The 19,304-nt window shown below is 47.0% G+C and carries 16 protein-coding genes and 1 tRNA gene; 4 read left to right on the top strand and 13 right to left on the bottom strand.

Features of this window, described 5'->3' with window-relative positions; translation table 11 throughout:
• Window position 1 precedes the first annotated feature (1 nt).
• The 3 genes from DP923_RS03010 to DP923_RS03000 form a co-directional block, all read right to left on the bottom strand.
• Window positions 2–502 carry a TlpA disulfide reductase family protein gene (locus DP923_RS03010; RefSeq protein WP_239020917.1) on the bottom strand — a complete coding sequence of 167 codons (501 nt, stop codon included), beginning with the start codon at window positions 500–502 and terminating at the stop codon, window positions 2–4.
• A 57-nt stretch (window positions 503–559) separates the two neighbouring features.
• Complete coding sequence (locus DP923_RS03005) at window positions 560–1,855, bottom strand: PepSY-associated TM helix domain-containing protein (RefSeq protein WP_112304205.1); 1,296 nt, start codon at window positions 1,853–1,855, stop codon at window positions 560–562.
• 114 nt (window positions 1,856–1,969) lie between these two features.
• Window positions 1,970–4,387, bottom strand: coding sequence for a TonB-dependent receptor (locus DP923_RS03000; protein ID WP_112304203.1), 2,418 nt, complete (start codon window positions 4,385–4,387; stop codon window positions 1,970–1,972).
• Window positions 4,388–4,665: 278 nt separating this feature from the next.
• Here DP923_RS03000 and DP923_RS02995 point away from each other — a divergent pair, with 278 nt between their 5' ends.
• The gene (locus DP923_RS02995; RefSeq protein WP_112304201.1) at window positions 4,666–5,223 is read left to right on the top strand and encodes a type 1 glutamine amidotransferase domain-containing protein; all 558 of its coding nucleotides are present in this window, start codon (window positions 4,666–4,668) and stop codon (window positions 5,221–5,223) included.
• Between the two features lie 66 nt (window positions 5,224–5,289).
• On the opposite strand, the gene DP923_RS02990 is transcribed toward DP923_RS02995, so the two are convergent.
• Both DP923_RS02990 and DP923_RS02985 read right to left on the bottom strand, forming a co-directional pair.
• Window positions 5,290–5,838, bottom strand: coding sequence for a DUF6992 family protein (locus DP923_RS02990; protein ID WP_239020916.1), 549 nt, complete (start codon window positions 5,836–5,838; stop codon window positions 5,290–5,292).
• A gap of 190 nt (window positions 5,839–6,028) precedes the next feature.
• A complete protein-coding gene (locus DP923_RS02985; RefSeq protein ID WP_112304199.1) occupies window positions 6,029–6,658 on the bottom strand; it encodes a porin family protein in 630 nt (209 codons plus the stop codon).
• Window positions 6,659–7,143: 485 nt separating this feature from the next.
• Here DP923_RS02985 and DP923_RS02980 point away from each other — a divergent pair, with 485 nt between their 5' ends.
• Window positions 7,144–8,046 (top strand): histone deacetylase family protein, encoded by a 903-nt coding sequence (locus tag DP923_RS02980; RefSeq protein ID WP_112304197.1) that lies wholly within the window; start codon window positions 7,144–7,146, stop codon window positions 8,044–8,046.
• Between the two features lie 13 nt (window positions 8,047–8,059).
• Here the strand turns inward: DP923_RS02980 and DP923_RS02975 are convergent, their stop codons facing one another.
• The 3 genes from DP923_RS02975 to DP923_RS02965 form a co-directional block, all read right to left on the bottom strand.
• A complete protein-coding gene (locus DP923_RS02975; protein WP_239020915.1) occupies window positions 8,060–8,761 on the bottom strand; it encodes a methyltransferase domain-containing protein in 702 nt (233 codons plus the stop codon).
• Complete coding sequence (locus DP923_RS02970; protein ID WP_112304193.1) at window positions 8,736–9,863, bottom strand: type III polyketide synthase; 1,128 nt, start codon at window positions 9,861–9,863, stop codon at window positions 8,736–8,738. The genes DP923_RS02975 and DP923_RS02970 overlap by 26 nt, the downstream gene beginning before the upstream one ends.
• 203 nt (window positions 9,864–10,066) lie before the next feature.
• On the bottom strand, window positions 10,067–11,179 hold the full coding sequence (locus DP923_RS02965) for an NAD(P)/FAD-dependent oxidoreductase (protein ID WP_112304785.1): 1,113 nt from the start codon (window positions 11,177–11,179) through the stop codon (window positions 10,067–10,069).
• 169 nt (window positions 11,180–11,348) lie between these two features.
• Here DP923_RS02965 and DP923_RS02960 point away from each other — a divergent pair, with 169 nt between their 5' ends.
• Window positions 11,349–11,729: a T9SS type A sorting domain-containing protein gene (locus tag DP923_RS02960; RefSeq protein ID WP_112304191.1), complete on the top strand. Its 381-nt coding sequence runs from the start codon at window positions 11,349–11,351 to the stop codon at window positions 11,727–11,729.
• A 73-nt stretch (window positions 11,730–11,802) separates the two neighbouring features.
• On the opposite strand, the gene DP923_RS02955 is transcribed toward DP923_RS02960, so the two are convergent.
• The 5 genes from DP923_RS02955 to DP923_RS02935 form a co-directional block, all read right to left on the bottom strand.
• Window positions 11,803–12,132, bottom strand: coding sequence for a hypothetical protein (locus DP923_RS02955; RefSeq protein ID WP_112304189.1), 330 nt, complete (start codon window positions 12,130–12,132; stop codon window positions 11,803–11,805).
• Window positions 12,133–12,198: 66 nt separating this feature from the next.
• Window positions 12,199–12,588, bottom strand: coding sequence for a response regulator (locus DP923_RS02950; RefSeq protein ID WP_112304187.1), 390 nt, complete (start codon window positions 12,586–12,588; stop codon window positions 12,199–12,201).
• 349 nt (window positions 12,589–12,937) lie between these two features.
• Window positions 12,938–13,009, bottom strand: a tRNA-Arg gene (locus DP923_RS02945).
• A gap of 161 nt (window positions 13,010–13,170) precedes the next feature.
• A complete protein-coding gene (locus DP923_RS02940; protein ID WP_112304186.1) occupies window positions 13,171–13,785 on the bottom strand; it encodes a hypothetical protein in 615 nt (204 codons plus the stop codon).
• Window positions 13,786–13,971: 186 nt separating this feature from the next.
• The gene (locus tag DP923_RS02935; RefSeq protein ID WP_112304184.1) at window positions 13,972–15,165 is read right to left on the bottom strand and encodes a Pycsar system effector family protein; all 1,194 of its coding nucleotides are present in this window, start codon (window positions 15,163–15,165) and stop codon (window positions 13,972–13,974) included.
• Window positions 15,166–15,474: 309 nt separating this feature from the next.
• Here DP923_RS02935 and DP923_RS02930 point away from each other — a divergent pair, with 309 nt between their 5' ends.
• Complete coding sequence (locus DP923_RS02930; RefSeq protein ID WP_112304182.1) at window positions 15,475–19,296, top strand: BamA/TamA family outer membrane protein; 3,822 nt, start codon at window positions 15,475–15,477, stop codon at window positions 19,294–19,296.
• Window positions 19,297–19,304: the final 8 nt, after the last annotated feature.

Here is a 19,304-nt window from a genome sequence, read left to right as displayed (position 1 = left end):
GTTAAGGTTTATACTTTAAAATGAGCGCATTTAACTGTTCAGCACTCAGTTCGCTTTCTACAAACTCGTACTGCTTCCGTTTGTTATTAAAAACCATCGTAGCCGGTATCGCCCCCGACCATTTAGGCTCCAGTTTATCGATCCACGCATTGGCATCCACCTCATCCAGCAACACCACTTTCGATTTCAGGTTACGCTTCTGCACGAAATTCTTCACACGGGTATCCAGGTCTTCTACGGCATCCATACTTACCAGAATCACTTTTACCGGCTGGTTTTTATACTTTTCGGTAACGGCCTCGAAGTAAGGTAGCTCTTTAATGCAGGGCTTGCACCACGTCGCCCAGAAGTTTACCACATACAGCGTATCGTGGGGCTGGTTGCGGAGCTGTTGCAACCCGTCAAATTTAATCGCTTTTATACTTTGTGCCGATGCAGGTGCAGCCATACTTGCCAGCAGCATAGCTGCGCCTAACATGCTTTTAACGAGTAATTTCATCATAAAAAGTATAACGTATAGTTCGTTTCGGAAGTATAAAACCAGCCTGCACAAAAAATGTTACACGCCTTGTACGCTAACGGCTCTTTCGGCTTTCTGAGACTTACGTTTCTTCGGTTTCTTGCGCAGCTTGTTTATCCAGATAATAGTACCGGTTATTGGTAAGCTGGTAGCAATTAAGCAGGCAATAAAATAAATGATCTTGGAGAACGTGCCGTAAATATCGCCTAAGTGCAAAGGCTTGATAGAAGCCGCGAGCTGTACGTTCAATGGTTTTTCAGAGAAGATATCTATTTTAAGTGGCTCGCCGGTGTACTGGTCTAGCTGTACTTTATCGGAAGCGGTTAGCGTAAAGAAGCCTGATTTATACTTTGTGATCACTACAGAAGCAGCCGAATCGGCGGGAAGCGAGATGCGGGTGTTGCCCTCGTAAGGTAAAATAGTTGTGGCGCGCTGCACGAAATCAGTTACCGGGAGTGTGGCGTAATCGCCGTTGGCCGGCAAGTTAGACGGAAGCGGCTTTTCTTTGCGTCCTTTAAAAACTTCTTCGCCCAGCACAGCGCTTAAGCCGTCGCGGTACCACTCAAAAGACCAGCAAAGGCCGGTAATTGCCATAATCAAAAGCAGGATAGAGGAGTAGAAGCCAAGTGAGTTGTGCAGGTCGTGGTTTGTGCGTTTCCAGTTGCCGCTGGTCTTTATTTTAAGGCCTTGTCGCCAGTTTTTCGCTTTAGCCGGTACCCAGATTACCAGGCCCGAAATGATCAGGAAAATAAAGATGATAGTAGAGCCGCCCACGATAATCTTGCCAATGTTCACCTCCTCTGGGTTTTCGGTTTCTACCAGCAGGAAGCGGTGCAGTTTCATAACGGTGGAGAAAAACTCGGAAGTAGCACTCTCGGTTGTGCCCTGTACCTGGCCCGTGTAAGGGTTTACGAGGTACGTGGTGCCACGTCCGCCGCCTCCTTTGCCTTCTTTCGGTTTGCCACCTTCTTTGCCTTTTGATTCCTTGCCCGGCCCGGCTGCAGCTTGGGCACGTTTGTCTTCGCCTTTGCCACCTTCTGCTTTCGCTACACCAAAACGGTAGGGCTTGTCTTTGGCAGCAGGTATTTCAATAGAAGTTACTTTTCCTTTCAGTTCTTTTTCAAGTTGCGCTTTCAGTACATCCGGCGACAAAGGCTGCATGTTGGCAGCGGCCGCTACAGTATACTTGGGTGCGTTCAGGGCTTCGTCTATTTCGGTATGGAACGTGTACACCGTACCGCTCAGGCAAACAATAAACAATACAAGGCCACTGGCAATACCCAGCCACAAGTGGATATCGTTGAATAGTTTTCTGAAAGTAAATTTCTTTTTCATGTTAGATGATCTTAAACGTTTGGGTCTGAACAGGTTGATGCTAAAGTTTAGAAAATAAAAAAGCTGCCGTAACAAATATCGGCAGCTTTTTTTAATTATTTAGAATTATTCTAATTAAAATTTATAGGTAACTACACCTGATACATTTCGTGGCTGAATTCTATCGATAAAGCTGGTTCTGTACGCATCGTAGCCTGTTTTATCAAAGATATTGTTCAGCAGTAAACGCGCGCTCCATTGCTTCTGAAACTCGTACCCCAGCTGTGCATTTACAATGGTGTAAGCTTTGTTATACCAGGGCGCTGTGTTCGGGTCGATGGCGTGGTATTGTACACCTTCCTGCGTCCAGTCGTTATAAGGGCGCTCGCCTAAGTAGTAAGCTCCCAAACCAGCATTCAGGCCTTTAAATAAACCGGTAGCAATGGTATAATTAGCCCAGGCGTTAAAAGTATGTTTCGGTGTATTGTTCGGAGCCGAACCAGGTACAAAAGTGGTATGGTCTTTAAACTGTGCATCAATGTAAGAGTAGCCCGTAATTACCTCCAGGTTATCCAGAATGCGGCCTGTCAGTTCTACTTCAATACCTTTGCGCTCGTCGTTGCCTCCTTTTACATAGTAACCGGTTGGCTGCACAATGCCGTTGGCATCCACTTCAAACGCCTGCAGGTTCATGTCTTTGTTGTTAATCTTGAAAAGCGTCAGGTTAAAGCGAAGGCGGTCCGCAAACCACTCAGATTTTATACCTGCTTCCAGCTGGTCGATGCGCTCAGAGCCAAGCGGGTTGCCGTTTGCATCTACCACAGAAGCGGAGCGTGGGTTAGAGCTGTTGGTGTACGATCCGAAAACGCTGAGGCCTTCTCTTAGCGAGAACATAACGCCCGCCAGTGGGTTCCAGAACTCAGACGTAACACTTGATTGGCCATTGTCTTTGGTTTTGTTTGTGCTGTACCGTACGCCGCCATACACACGCGCCCATTTTGTAAGCTGGATCACATCCTGGAACGTAGCCCCGAAACGGTAGTCATAAGATTGTGTGCCGCCTGTCTGCTGGAAAGCCGGTACGTTTTCAGGCAGTTTGTTTGTTACCGTATTTGGGTTTAGTACATCGATCTGGTCGATGGCGATGGTATTGTAAACTGGTTGGCTCAGGTCGATATAGCGGTAATCAGCTCCTAACTGGAACGTATGCAGGAAGCTGCCTGTCTTTACTTTTTTACCAACAAAGTCTAGTTGCGCTACAGTGCTCTGGTCTTTGCGGGCCTGGTTGTGCGCGATAGAGCGGTTGTAGATGTTTACCTGTGTGGTGTTAATGCCTGCTCCTCTGGCTGCTGCCAAACCGGTACGGATGCCATCTGCATCGTAATCAGAATAGAAAACGGCGGCGCGCAAGTACAAACTGTTGTTGATATCATATTTGTAACGAGCCGTGAGGGTAGTATGGTTAATGTCGGTCTTGTCTGTTTCGAAACCCAGGAAACGGTTTGTCGGCAGGTCGTAGATCTTATTTTCCTTGTTGCCAACAGATAAGTTTACAGTTCCGGCATCAATTGCCTGTTCTTCCTTGTAGTAATCCATCTCCAGGGTAAGGGTGTTGCGGGCATCTGGTCGCCACTCCACAGACGGGTTGATGTAAAACGATTCGTTGTCCATGTTATCCCGGAACTTGCCGCCATTTTCGTAGGCACCGTTTAAGCGAACCGCAATTTTACTGTCTTTATCCAGCACGCGCTGCACATCAAACGTAGGACGGATCAGGCCCCAGCTGCCGGCACGAAACGAAATTGCACCCGAGTTTTCGAACTTTGGCGTTTTGGTTACGATATTCACAATACCGCCTGGTCCGCCCAGGTCAGTAGCCGCACCCATCGTGATAGACGAAGCACCTTTCAGAACCTGTATACTTTCCACGCCCTGCATATCCGTAGAAAAACCCATGCCACGGAAATCGGTTAGCACGCGCACACCGTTCTTAAGCGTTGGTATGCCCCGGAAACCTCTGGATGAGATACTTTCGCGCACGCCGCCATAGGTTGAATACGTATAAACGCCCGGCACATTTCGTACGCCTTCAATTACGGTAAGGGCGCCCTGCTGCTCGATCAGTTTTTCTGAAATAACCGAAATGCTTTGTATCTGCTCGCTTGGCTTTAGCGGAAGGCGCGTAATGGCATCCAGCTTTTCCGGTTGCTTATCGCGTTCCCCGAAAACTTCTACTTCTCTGATCTGCTGCTCTTTCGGGGAAAGTTTAAACGTAAGGGTCGTATCCTGTAGGCTGTTGAATGTGATCTGCTGACTAACATTCTCATACCCCATCAGCATGGCTCTAACCTTGTAGGTGCCTTTCGGTAATTTAGGCAGTTCGAAAGCGCCTTCGTCGTTGGTAATGGTGCTGTAAGGTGTCTGTTCGATTACTACGCTGGCAGAGGTTAAGGGCGCGCCGTTTTTCTGAAATACATAGCCTTTGATGGTTTGGGCCCAGGCAAATTGTACAGACAAGGTAAGCGAACAGAGAAGTATACTTTTCCGGATCATGATGTAAACAGGTGATTAGTATAATATAAGTAGCTGGCTTTAAGGGATAATGGCTGGGAGCTGTTATCTCTTTTAGTCTTCTGAATTTATTTAGACTTATTCTAAACAGTGCAAACTTAATGCATTAATTCCGTTCACACCAAAGAATATTCAAAAAATATATTTTACCAGAAATCATACTTTACCCGGAAGCCATACTTTGATACCTCCTCAAAACTAAAAGTACCTGTGTTCGTTTATTCATGTAGATACACACATTTAACCTAAACAAACTTAACATGGCAGCAACACTAGCAGGCAAAAAAATAGCAGTATTAGTAGAAGAAGGATTTGAGCAGGAAGAGCTTACCAAGCCGATGGAGGCGCTAAAAGAAGCCGGAGCCGAAGCGCACATCATCTCACCTAACAAGAACAGCGAAATAAAAGCCTGGCAGCATACCGACTGGGGTGACAGCTTTAAAATAGATAAGAAATTAAGCGAGGTACAGCCGGAAACTTACGATGGTTTATTATTGCCTGGCGGCGTTATGAACCCAGACAAACTGCGCGTGAACAAAGAAGCCGTAGCTTTTGTGAACAGCTTTATGGAAGCGGGCAAACCTGTAGCCGCCATCTGCCACGCCCCCTGGACGCTGATCGAAACCGGGAAACTGAACGGCCGCCGCATGACCAGCTACCATACTTTGCAAACCGACCTTAAAAACGCCGGCGCTGAGTGGGTAGATGAAGAAGTGGTAGTAGACAATGGATTAGTTACAAGCCGCAAACCAGACGATATCCCGGCATTCAATAAAAAGATGATCGAGGAATTTGCAGAAGGAAAGCATAATAGCTAAGCACCATTTATACTTTAAAATAAAAGCCCGTAGGTTATACTTACGGGCTTTTATTTTTACGCTTATTTAGCTTGCTGCCACTAACCTGAAAAGCTGCGGCGCAAGTCCCTCGAGTAACACAACCAGCACAAGGTCAAGTATAAACAGGAACAAACCCTGTAATACAATAGCGCTTCCCCAGCCCTGCAGTTGCTCCGTTTTAGCCGACAGGCTGGCGCGTTGCTGCAGGTATTTGCCCAGGAAAAAGTACGCCACATCCAACCCGATATTCAAGTATAAGATCTTTTTGTAGAACTCGTGTTGTTGTAAACTTTCTGCCAGCGTGCGCACGGCCACATCTTCGGAAAGCAACGTATAAAGCGAGGCACCTGCAATGCACAGGTTAACGATGTTCCAGTACAGGCTCATCTGGAAAAAGAATTTTTTGCTTCTGCTGGCCTTGGTTAGTTTAAACCCACCGATCACAATATTCAGAATAGCCCAGCCGCCCAGCACCAGCATCCCGATCCGTATAATTTCGGCCTGGCTGGCGTTAAAAGATACCAGTGGTTCGTTTTGCGCATGAGCCGCGAAACCCATCAATAAAACAGGCATCAGGCAAAACAATTTTTTCATAAGCTATTGTTTTGGTGTCGGTGTTGAAACGTAACAAGGCCGCTTTTCGCATACTTTACTTCTGAAAGTATAAATCAGCAAACAACAAATCCATGTTAATGTGAGTGTAGGGCGATGATTGCCGATGCGGCCAAATAAGTATAAAAACAGGCGTTTGTAAAGTATAAATCCGGAAGTATAAACAACGCTTTCAGAAGCTGACACCCACGTAAATATGTGCCACGCGGTGTTTGATGTCCTCGTTAATGTTGTTGCCATTCAGGTCCTGGCTTCGGAGGTCTGCGAAATGCAGGTTATAGCGTGCGCCAATTCTGTAACGGCTGAAGTGCCCTTCTATCCCGGCGGCAACGCCATAATCAAACGTGTTGTAAGGTTCCAGGTCTACTTCTTTACCTTCCTCTTTCGCCGATAACATAATGCCCACCTGCGGGCCTGCGTGCACACTAATATGGTTTGTGATATTATAAGCGGCCAGCACCGGAAGCTCCAGGTAATCGAAACGGAAAATGGCATCGTTCAGCTCATAACCTTTGCGCGAATAAAGTACTTCGGGCTGCACCGAAAAATGGTCGCCGATCGGGAACTGCGCAAAAACACCGGCATGGAAATTAGTATGACCACTTGTGTTGCCTAAATTACCTGTGTCGCTGCCTCGGATATTCGAAAAGTTAACGCCGCCTTTTATACCGATGCCGGCATTAGGAGCAAACGCATAACTAGACACATTATGGTCTTGTTGCTGCATGGTTGGTCCGGTTATCTGGGCGGCTGCGGTTAAGTTTAAAGCGAGAAATGAATGTATAAGTAGAATGTTCTTCATAGGTTAATGCTTATATAAATGATGCGGCCTTTAAGGGAGGCAATCTTTTTATACGGGTTAAAATACAGGAAGTATACTTTACGAATTTCTGCATCCACGCTACGGAAAAGCACTTTTAAAAATTGGATGTTTAAATGTGCTGCATTAGCTTATTTCGTTTAGTAAAGTTGTTAGCATGCCATGCTAAAAATTTGATAATTACAGGAGTTCTTACCCATTTTTGACACAAATTTGTGTTTATTAACGGTTGCTTAACACATAAAAGTGGATAACTAGTGTTAATAAACAGAGTTGTCCACATTTATCCACATCCGGAAAGGTTTAAACGGCTTCATTTCTCCATACTTGGGTAACTTATCCACTTTGCTTAAATTGCTGCTAAATCCATTAGTTTTTGCACTGTTTCTGTAAAGCAAGCACTCCTGAAAAGCTATTTTGGAACGGTTGCAAAACATCAGTATCTGTATTTATGTTAGCTTTGCATGATGTTAAAAATTGCCTGGTCTGATGTTTTTGCGCATAGCCTGCCCGCAGCGCACCGCTTCCCGATGGCGAAGTATGAATTACTGCCCGAACAGCTTTTGTACGAAGGCACCATCACACCTCAAAACCTGTTCGCACCCGAACCACTTGCCGAAAAGTATATTCTCGATACCCACGATGCAACGTACTGGCACCGGCTCCGTAACCTGCAGCTAACGCCTTCCGAGATTCGCAAAACGGGGTTCCCCTTATCCGGGCAGCTCATCGACCGTGAAGTCATCATCATGAACGGTACGTTACAAGCCAGCCTTTTCGCGTTGGAAGCTGGTATTGGGATGAACATAGCCGGCGGCACGCATCACGCGTTCACGGATAGGGGGGAAGGTTTTTGTTTGCTGAATGATATTGCCATTGCGGCCAACTACCTGCTAAAGTATAAAAGTATAAAAAAAGTGTTGGTCGTGGATTTGGATGTGCACCAGGGCAACGGTACGGCGCAGATCTTCCGAAACGAGCCACGCGTGTTTACATTTAGCATGCACGGCGGCAAAAACTACCCGTTCCATAAAGAGAAATCAGATTTGGATATTGAGCTGGCAGACGGCACCGATGACAAGACGTACTTAACGATTTTAGAGAGTACGTTGCCGCGGTTACTGGAAGAGCAGCAACCAGAATTCGTATTTTTTCAGTCGGGGGTGGATGTGCTAGCAACCGATAAGCTGGGCAAACTGGGTATGAGTATAGCAGGCTGCAAAACCCGCGACCAACTGGTACTGGAAATCTGCCACAAAAACAAAATACCGGTAACGGTAAGTATGGGAGGTGGCTACTCGCAGCAGATCGCGCATATTGTGGAGGCACACGCCAATACGTTCAGGCTGGCGCAGCACATTTTCTTTTAGCGCAAAGTATAAATTACTTCAGAAAGACAAGCTGCCACCTGAAAGCCCACATCCAGCGTAGTTTATACTTCGTAATGCCGGCCTGCGCTGCCAGTTGATTTAACTCATTTCTTCGGAAGGCCCGCCAAACTGATAATGGCGCATCGTTTTTTACTAAGTATGATTTCGAGAAAAGTGCTGTGATATAGTGGATGCTGTAATACGCCAGCCAGTGGCGGTGCAAATCGTTGATGATAACAGCTGTACTTGCCTGGCTATAAAACTGCCGGAACATAGTTGTTAATTGTTCGTCTGTAAAATGATGGCAAAACAGGCTGCAAACAATCACATCATACTTTTGTGCGGCAAAATCTTCCGAAAAAACATCGTACTGTTGCACGGCAATTTCCAGAAATTCGGTGCATCTCTGGCGGGCGTAATTCACCATAAACGCGTTCGCATCTATCCCTGTCAATTCCACTTTTATACTTTTGTGCCGCGCCCATTTGGCTATACTTTTCAGGGTATCGCCGCCGCCGCAACCTATATCTGCCATCCGAAGGGTTTGGCCTTTTTTGAGCGGAAGTTTGTTCAGCGCATCCAGCACTACTTTATGCCCGCCCAGCCAGTGGTTAATTACTTCCAGCTCGTCCAGGTTGCGGCGCAGTTCCTCCCCCGAAAGGGTAAGGTCGTCCATCAACTCGGGTTCGTTAGAGCGATGCGTCAGCCGGGGCATAGTGTACTTTTAGCAGCATAGATTCCAGGGTCAGGCCGGGGCCAAACGCGAAACTGAGGACCGGTTCGTTCGCATCTTTCAGGGTCAGGTCCTGCATCATCGCTTTCAGAACAAACAATACCGTAGCCGACGACATATTTCCAAAATCACGGAGTACCTGGTAGGCATAGCGGTTGTCGTGGCGGGTAAGGCTGAGTTCCTGTTCTATTACTTCCAGTATGCGTTTGCCGCCGGGGTGTATGGCAAAATGTTTTATTTCTTCTACAGTTGTTTTTAAGCCTTGCAGCAGTCGTTCGGTCAGTTGTTTGATGCCGTTTTTGATGAGGTCGGGTACGTAAGAGGAAAGCGTCATTTCGAAACCGGTATCGCCGATGTGCCAGGCCATTTCGCGTTTGCCGGCTGGCTCTAGATCACAATGAAAAGACTGCAGCTCCAGGCTGAGTTCCTGGCATGGTTTGCCCTGCATCAGCACAGCTGCGGCGCCATCCCCGAAAAGCGCATTCGATACCAGATGGTCTGGTTGTGTATACTTCTGAAAATGGATGGTGCAAAGCTCGGTACACACCAGCATCACTTTCGCTTCCGGGTTGGCCCGGCAAATAGAATCGGCTAGTTTTAAGGCGTTGAAAGCAGCATAGCAACCCATAAAGTTTACGGCAGTGCGCTGTACGCTCCGTGCTAAATTAAGCCGCTCCACCAGCTCAATATCCAGGCCGGGCGCATACATACCGGTACAGCTTACTGTTATCAGGTGGGTGAGTTCTTCCAAGGTAACGGCGGGCACTTGCTGCAGGCAATTCCGCACAGCTTCTTCCGAGAGGTTTACGGCATGTTCTTTATACACATCCATGCGCTGCTGCACGGTCGGAAAAGGGTCGAGGGTTACGTGGTTAGGGTAAAATGTAAAATCGCCGTTCTGCCGTTCGTAATCCTGCAGTACGCTGTAGCGGTGCGCAATACCGGAAACCCGGTACAAGGCTTTGAGTTTACGCGTTTCCGTTTCATCAAATTGTAAGGCCGTCGCCATAAAGTCAGCAATCTGCATCTGGGGTATTTTATGCGGCGGGTTAGCCGTGCCGATGGCGCATAGGTAGCTCTTCATGCAGTAGGTTTTGGGTAGTTTGTTTTATGCTGTGCTTCATGGATAAGTAAACAATTGCTAAACCGGAAACCGGCCCAATAGTTCTTGTAAAGGAAGAAAGAGAAACCGTCCGATCAGCTTAAAACTAAAAGCCCGGCACCTGAAACACATTTCTACACTACGCAAGCAAAAGTATAATAGATGTAGCCAGGCGCGCAATCCCCTTAAAAAGGTTTGCCGTGAGTTTGCGCGATCAGAAGCTTTACTGCAGCTGGCATATATTTTAAAGTGCCCACTGCCACTTCGGATAAGATTTCGGCGCCAAAAAGGCGCTGTACCGTACGGCCTACACGCAGGCGGTTCTCAAACTGATTTTTCCAGGAGCGGGCATAGTTTTGCTCGAGTTGCTGGCGGTTATGGCCGTTGCTAAAGTAATGCTGCACATGCTCTGCCGCTAGCTTACCGGTATGGATGGCGATGGCCATGCCGTTGCCGCATAAAGGCGTAATCATACCGGCTGCGTCGCCGCACATCAGTATGTGATTTTCGATGCAGGTTTTGGTGGCAAAGGTAATCTCGTTTATCACTTCGGGCTGCTCGAACAGAAACTCGGCGGTCTCGAAAATATGCTTCAGGTGTGGGTTCTGGTATAGTATGGCTTGTTCCATGGCGGCAATGGTACCATGCTGTTTTAAGTTCTGGCGCGTGGTGAGGTAACACAAACAGTACGTACCGCCTTCCACTGCCGAAATACCGGCATAGCCATCCTTAAAATTGTGCAGCGCAATCTGGTTGGCAGGGGCGGGGTAACGGATGTGGTATTTAACACCAATATACGGGGAGCGCATCCGGAAAAAGCGGCGGTTCAGCTGGCGGTCTAAGTTGGTGCGCTTGCCATAAGCCCCTAAAACCACCTTTGCTTCCAGTTGCCCGCCATCCGATAACTGCACCGTAAAAGTATCGTCAGCAAATGTAACATGGTTAACCGAAGTATGGAGCTTAAAGCTAACACCTGCCGCCTTTGCCATTTCATATAAATGGTTATCCAAGGTATAGCGGCTCAGGCCAAATCCGCCGGTTGCTAAGTTAGCGGTAAGAGTATTTCCTTTTGGGGATGATAACAGGAATTGATGAATAGTAGCGGCTCCCAGATCGGAAGGGTTCAGGCCTAAACGGTGTAAATAAGGCAGCACTTCGTTTGATACATACTCGCCGCAAACCTTATGAAAAGGATATCCTTTTTTCTCGATAAGTATAACCTGCCTGCCAGCTTTGCTTAGCTCCAGGGCACTTACCAGGCCGGCTAGCCCTCCTCCGATAATGACGATTTCCTGCAAAATTTTTGGGTTAGAAGTAGGTATCAAATTTGTCCAATCATTACTTTTACTGCCTGATAATCAGTGCATTTTATTTAGTGTAAAATACAAGAACAAATTATAGGGCAAACCGTTTTATTAATGGAACGACTTTTGTTCGGAAATTAAGAAGTTAAATCAACCGGATTCTATGAAAAAAATTATACTCTTTGTCTTTATTTCTTTATCTGTACTGCAGGTACAGGGCCAGGAGCGCAAGCCCGCTGCCGGAAGCCTGCAACAGGAGGAGAAAGAAAAAGCTTTATACACCGACCGCAACGAACAGCAGATAACAATATACCCCAACCCAAGCAACGGTGTTTTTACGATTTCGGTTGCTAACCTGACCGACCGCCAGGCTCGTTTCAGCATCATGAACGTGATCGGGAACGAGATTTACCGCGAAACGCTCACCAGAACCGATAATACGTTCAGCAAAACAGTAGACCTGAACAGCCAGGCCAAAGGCTTGTATTACGTAAAACTGGAAACAGATAGCTTCAGTGTGGTCCGGCGTGTTGTGATAAAGTAACTGCAATAAACTAAAATGAGAAAGGCTGCATTTGTTAAAGTGCAGCCTTTCTCATTTTAAAAAAAGTATAAAGTTAGCGCCTGGTGTAATCCGGTAAAATTACCTTGGGTATATAGCCTGTCAGGAGGCTATCTTGTTTAATGCGGGCTTTTACAAATAAGGGGTCTGAGGCATCCAGTATATACAGCGTTTGCAAGGTATCATAACTGGCTATAATGCTGGCCTCAAAATCCGGGGTACCATACAGGTTACCGTGAATAAGAGGTTTAACAGCAGCAATAACATCATCCGGAAGCTTTTCGCTGTTTATACTTTGTGCTGTATCTGAAGTATGATTTTTATCCTGGCAGCCAGTAGCTACAAGCAGGGCATTCAGAAGTATAAGGTATAGCTGTTTTCTCATGTAACAGGTTGCGCAGGTATACTTTGCTATATGCAGCCTGTTAAATAAAGTTGCCGGATAGATATGTTAGTGTGTCAGGAGAATGTCTGCGAGTACGTCTTCGTTTAGTGGCTTGTTCAGGAAGCCGGCTACCAGGCCATACGTTTTAGATTTGTTTACTTCGATGTCGTTTACCGCTGAAGTAAGAATGTAAATGCGGCACAATTTTTCGAGTTTCTGCTGCACCGGCGTAAGCAGATCCAGAAAATCCCACCCGCTCATATAAGGCATGTTCAGGTCAAGGAAAATAAGCTCGGGAATGGTATTGCGTTCAATAGAACTCGTCAGTTCCTGCAGCGCCTGCTCTGCCTGGAAGTAGGTAGAAATGTTGGCCTGCATTAACTGAGTCTGGAGAAGCATTTCTGTTACAAATAAGCTTATCTCATCATCGTCTACTACAAAAATCTTCTTAAGCATATTCAGTAAAACAAATAATAAAGGTGTATGCAGGCAAAAACTGGCTGCTTGTTACGGCGCAGTAATACTTTATTAAGCTTGTAAAGGAAATAGAGGAAGCGATTCTTTACCTAAAAATATTTACTAAAGCGGCTAGGCTTTATATTATTTTCCTGTAAAGTACCACAAAGGTAATGGCTAATATGCGGTTAACAAAATGCTTTCAGCTGAATTCTGATTTTTACTGCAAAGCGAAAAATCAATTTAATGGATCACTTTAAGACAGGAGTATATAAGGTGTTGATACACAGTATAATTAAAAGCAAAATTTAGTACTTGTTTAATAAAAAATTTTGCTTTTAATTTTTTGTGGCCTTGAGCAGAATCGAACTGCTATCTAAAGTTTAGGAAACTCCTATTCTATCCGTTGAACTACAAGGCCATACTTTAAGACAAGTAAAACGCCGCTGAAAGTAAATAAACCGAATCAGCTTATACTTTTAAGCATAGCGTATTATACTGGCAAAGCTACAGAAAATATAAGAACCGTAATAATCCTGGCTTGGGTTGTTGGAAAAAAGCCGGGCATCAGGTGCTAAAAAGTTACTGATTATTTGCTTTTGCTGCCGATTCTTTGATCACGGCATCCAGTTGGTTGCAACTATCAACCAGCATTTTGCAGATGTTGTACAGATTCTTATCTATATCCATCCGCTCCAGTATTTTAGCCAGCCCCATAATGTTGGCAAGCGGCCTCCGGATAACATGCGACTGCTGGAACAGCATATCCTGCAACACAATTTCCTTCTGGCTCAGCAACGATTGCGTATTTTTCAGTTCATCGTGGTAGGCCATGTAATCTGTTATATCATAGCCAAGGCAAAAGATACCAGCCGGTTGGTTATGCTCGTCCCATAGCGCTTTATATTCCCATTGGGTTATGACATAGCCTCCCTGGCCATCGTGCTTCCGAATAGTGGCCGGAAAAGTTTTTTCAGGATGTGTAAAACATTTCTCCGATACTTCCTCGCATATCTGTGTATCGTCTGGGTGAATCGTAATATCGTAGGGTTCGCCCACGATAGGGCCATGTATAGGCTCAAAAGTTTTGCGATAGCAAGTATTAATATAGGTATACTTGCCCTCCATATTTGTAGCTATGATATAGTAAAAAGTGGAGTCCTCGAGCAGGTTTTTAGTTTCTTCAAAAGTTGCCATAAGTCACTAATTTAATAGAAACTTACCGGAAATGCATTATCCTGCTACGTAAAATTGCGAACTTTATATACTTAAACTGCAATTACATGCAAAGAAACCTGCTTTAAAAGCCCAAATGCTGTTTTTGTATTCTGTAGAGAGAAATATTTAACCCTGAGAAAAATATAATTATAAAAAGATTGTGTATTAATAGAGCGCCACCGAAACACCAAAAGCAATAACTGTTAAGACCAGCCCTACCATAAAGACTGTGTAGGAAATCCGCAGGATTTTATACTTACGGTCAAGTACATGGCCTAAATAATAAATATCCGTGATCATGTTATTGTACAGCGATTTTTTGTCGCGCATGATCTCGTGCATACCGCTCTGGAAATCTTCGAGCGGCAGGTTGGTGAAGTTACCGAAGAACAACAGGTTTACTTTGCGTGTATTGATTGCTTTGTTCTTTTTGAAAGATAAGCTAGTGACCTCGGGCTGCGCTGAGATGATGGCAAAAATTACAGAAACCAGAGTAGTCAGCAGCAAAGTACCCACCGGAATAAGCAACGACCGGTGCTGTGCAAATTCGGCGCCGGTTATAGAGGTTTTGGTGCTCAGGTAGGTAATAATAACAGAAAGTATGATGGCGTTTAAGCTGATCATCATATTGGCTTTATTATCAGCGATGGCGCTCAGGTTCAGGTGCGTACGGTACGTGTTCCTGAACATCGTTTCGATGCCGCGTTTGGGCTGTGCTAAAGTCTCCCTGCTTTTTTTCTGCTGTTTCTTTTTCTGTTTTACTTCCTGGTGCAGCTGGCCGCGCTGGTGCTGTATGTTCAGGCCCAGCTGCGACGCAAATTTGTGCTGTGCCGCCGTTGTATGGAAGCTCGTGGAAAGCAGGAAGTCGATCTGAAACTGCGCCCATTCCTGGTCAGTAAAAAACTTATCCAGGTAAATTTCCCACTCTACACGCAGCAGTTCTGCTGTTGCAACAAAAGTAGGCTTGCCAATATTGGAGATATCCGCATCTACCAGAATTTCCTGTAACAAACCCTGCGGCACTGTTTTATGCCTGGTGGCTGCAATGCACCCGCTAATACGTTTGATGCGCTCCGGGTCAAAGTTTTGCTGGCTCAGCCACTCTTCTGCAAAGCGTATACTTTCCTCTTCGTGGCCGGTGTAGGCATTAATATAACCCGTATCATGAAACCAGGCAGCCAGCAGCAGGTCTTCCATTTCGTCCGGAGGCAGCTGGCTCAGGTGGCCCAGGCTCTGCGCTTCTGTTACGGTATCAAGGGTATGGCGGTAATTGTGGTATACCAGTTTTCTGGAAAGCCTTTCTTTAAAAAGCTGGTAAACGTATGCGCTGGCTTTTGTTATTAGTTCTGAATCTTTCATAAGGATATTTCTTCTGCGGCCGGTCTCCGGGGCAGCAAGTATGGCAGGCGGGTTTTAGGATGCTTTGCCCGTTAATCTGCCGTTACGGTAAAAGGTAGTTTATTGTTAGTGTACCTGCCCCGATAAGCTTCAAAATATGCGCTGTAGTGGCAACAACTAAAAATTGGCGCATCTCGTTATCAATTCCAGCCTTGCCATGCCTGCAGCACCTTTTTATCGCGTATAAAAGACATCGTAATTGGTAGTATCTTTTATCTACCCGCATTGTATGAAGCGCTGTGGCGGCAAGCCTGAACTGTTCCCGTTACTATGAAGAAAATTATACTTTACCTGCCGCGGTTATTTACCCGCACCCTCTGGCAAGTAGCCCTTTGTTTTGTTATAACAGCCTGCGCCTCGTACGAGCCATACTATAGCCGGGAGGCCTCTACCTGGGAGCGTAACGAAGTATCACCGGATAATAAATTGCTTTATACTGTTTTCCTGATAGGAGATGTAGGAGCGCCTAACCTCGAAACCGGCGAGCCATCGCTGCGCCTAATGCGAAAGCAGATGGAGGAGGCCGGCGAGAAAAGTGCAACCATCTTTCTGGGTGATAACGTGTACCACAACGGCTTGCCGGAACCAGGCAAGTATGACCGCGAAATATCCGAAAAACGACTCAACGCCCAGCTCGATATTCTGAAAGGGTATGCCGGCGAAAAATACATGATCCCTGGTAACCACGACTGGAACCACAGCGGCCGCGGTGGTCTGGAAGCTATTCTGCGCGAACAGAATTACGTAAACTCCTACCTCACAGAAGAAAACATAGTAGTTGGCGGCGATTTTTTTGTACCCGGTAATGGCTGTCCCGGCCCCTATGAGGTCAAAATAAGCGACGACCTGGTACTGATCGCCATAGACTCGGAATGGTGGCTGCACCCCTTCGACAGGCCGTACGGCGAAAACAGTAACTGCGGAGCCGTTTCAGAGATCGATTTCCTTATTCAGCTGGAAGATATCATTGAAAAAAACAGCGGCAGCGATATTCTGGTAGTAGGCCACCACCCGATGATGAGCCGCGGCGCACATGGTGGCTTTTTCACGCTGAAAGATCACTTTTTCCCGCTTACCATGCTGCGCGACTGGATGTACCTGCCGTTGCCAATTGTGGGTTCTATTTACCCCTTTGCGCGCAAGTATGGCGGCATTCTGCAGGATATACCACACCCACGTTACCAGGCGTATATAAAAGGCCTTCAGAATATCTTTAACAAGTATGATAACATTGTATACGCTGCCGGCCACGAGCACGCCCTGCAGTATTTCAAGATAAACAACCTGCCGCACATTGTTAGTGGCTCCGGCTGCAAAGACCAGTACATTAACCCGGGTGGCGAAGCAACGGCTTACGCGCAGCGCATCAAAGGTTTTGCCAAGATGTTATACTATGAGAACGGCGAAGTATGGACGGAATTCTGGGTGCCCGAAGGAGATGGATCTACCGGAAAGATCACGTTTAAAACACCTGTCTACGCCAAAAAGCCGCGCCGCGAAGAACCGCTGGTACAGGATAATATCAACTACGAAGATAGTACCATTACCCTTGCGGCCAGTAAAAACTACACGGCCTCCGGTATGCGCAAATTGCTGCTGGGGGAACATTACCGCCAGGAGTGGGCAACGCCGGTTACCATACCTGTCCTCGACATGAAAAACGAGTTTGGCGGCTTGGTGCCGTACCAGAAAGGCGGCGGTAAACAAACGGCTTCGCTTAAAGTACGGAACCCCGATGCCACCGAGTATAAACTCCGAAGTATAGACAAAGACCCGACCCTGGCCTTACCCGATTACCTGCGCGAAACAGCAGCGCGTGCCCTGTTACAGGATCAGATTTCGGCACAACACCCCTATGGCGCTTTGGTGATTCCGAAACTGGCCGATGCCGCCGGTGTATACCATGCCAACCCCAAACTGGTATACATACCCAACACGCCGTACCTGCGCCAGTACATAGATGAGTTTGGCAACACCATGGCGTTTTTAGAAGAAGATGCCGACGAAAACCACGAAGAAACAGCCAGTCTCGGAAACGCAAAAAACCTGGTAGGCACCGATAAAGTGCTCGAAGAGCTTCATCAGGATAACGACCATCGCGTAGATGAACAGGAATTTGCGCGCGCCCGCCTGCTGGATATGCTGATAGGAGACTGGGACCGCCATGAAGGGCAATGGCGCTGGGCTGAGCAACGCCTGGAAGATGGCAAAAGCAAACGCTACATCCCTGTGCCCGAAGACCGTGACCAGGCTTTCTTTAAGGCTGACGGCATTATGCCCTGGCTGGCTACCCGCAAATGGGGCGTCCGGAACATCCAAAACTTTGGGTATGATTTTGATGACATTGTTGGCCTGAACTTAAGTGCTTTAACGCTTGACCGCACCTTTGCCTCCAGCGTAACCCGCCAGGACTGGATACGGATTGCCCAGGATATCAAGACCAACATGACAGATGCCGTGATAGAAGATGCCATAAACGAACTCCCGGCAAGCGTGCGCGAAATGTCCGGGCAGGAAATTAAGGCGAAGCTGAAATCCAGGAGAGATAAGCTGCCTGCCGCCGCCGAGGAGTTTTACGAGCACCTGAGCCGCATGGTAGATGTGGCAGGAAGCGACAAGCACGAACGCTTTGTAGTGCAGCGCCTTAACGATGAACAAACACAATTACAGGTATACAAGATCACGAAAGAAAGTGAAGTGCGCGAACTGTTATACGACCGCACTTTCCTGACAAGCGAAACCAAAGAGCTGCGCCTGTACGGGCTGGGCGGCGAAGACGAATTTATACTTTCAGGGGATGTGAGCAAAGGGATTATCGTGCGCATTATCGGTGGCAACGACGAAGACCTGATCACCGACAGCTCCAGCGTGAAAGGCCTTAAAAAGTATACCATCCTCTATGATACCGAAGAAGGAAACGAGCTGCATGCCGGCTCCGAAACGAAACTCAAATTATCGCCTTACCCGGATGTGAACGTATACGACCGCGATAATTACCTGCTGCCTTATGTAGGGCCGAGGTTATCGCTAGAGTATAACGTGGATGATGGCGTATTTTTAGGAGCAGGCGTACTGTTGCGCACCCAGAAGTTCAGGAAGAAGCCGTACGCATCGGAACACTTACTGGAGGCGAACTATGCTTTCCTGTCGAGCTCTTTTAACGTGCGCTACACCGGCGATCTGAAACACGTTATAAACGACTGGAACCTAGCCTTAAATGGGTTAGTGCAGGGGCCTCAGTTCCAACGGAATTATTATGGCCTGGGCAATACCAGCGAGCAAGGCGCGGATATCGATGACAGCTTTTACCGGGTTCGGTACGAGCGCATCGGAGCCAGCGCGACCATATACAAGGATGTCACGCATTTCCTGAAAATGGGTATCGGGCCGACTTACGACCGCTTTAAAGTACTGAACGATGATGAAGAAACGTTCCTGCGGAATGAGGCGCGCGAAGGCAGAATAGAACCTGGCACCTATAACTTTGAGAAAGGCGAATTCAACTCGCAGCATTACATTGGAGCCGTGGCGTACGCCAACCTCGATGTAATTGGCGGCGGCACCAGGGCCAACCCACGCATCGGGCTGCGCATGAACAACCGCATCAGCTACAACCAGCAGGTAGATGCCGAAAGACTGAGCTTTACCAACATCACTTCTGATTTCAGTTTTTACCTTAGTCCTAACTTCCCGATACAGCTAACATGGGCAGGCAGGGTAGGCGCTTCGCATAACTTCGGGGATTATCGTTTTTACCAGGCCAATACCCTGGGCGGCATGGATAACCTGCGTGGTTACCGCCGTACGCGCTTTGCCGGCACATCGGCCATCTACGCCAACGCGGAGGCGCGCATCCAGCTTTTTGATTATAATTTATACTTGTCGCCGGGCAAAATCGGCATACTCGGATTATTTGATGCCGGACGCGTATACACGGACAGCGACCCGAGCGGCAGCTTCTTCCGGAGTTTGCATACAGCCTATGGCGGCGGCGTTTGGGTTGATCTGCTGAACCGAAACGTAATATCGGCTACCTACGCGGTGGGGCAGTATGATAAACTCTGGATGCTGGAATTCGGATTTTTATTTTAACATCAGGC

Origin of the sequence: Pontibacter arcticus (assembly GCF_003284895.1) — a bacterium.
Taxonomy (GTDB): domain Bacteria; phylum Bacteroidota; class Bacteroidia; order Cytophagales; family Hymenobacteraceae; genus Pontibacter; species Pontibacter arcticus.
This window is presented reverse-complemented; position numbering and strand designations above follow the sequence as displayed.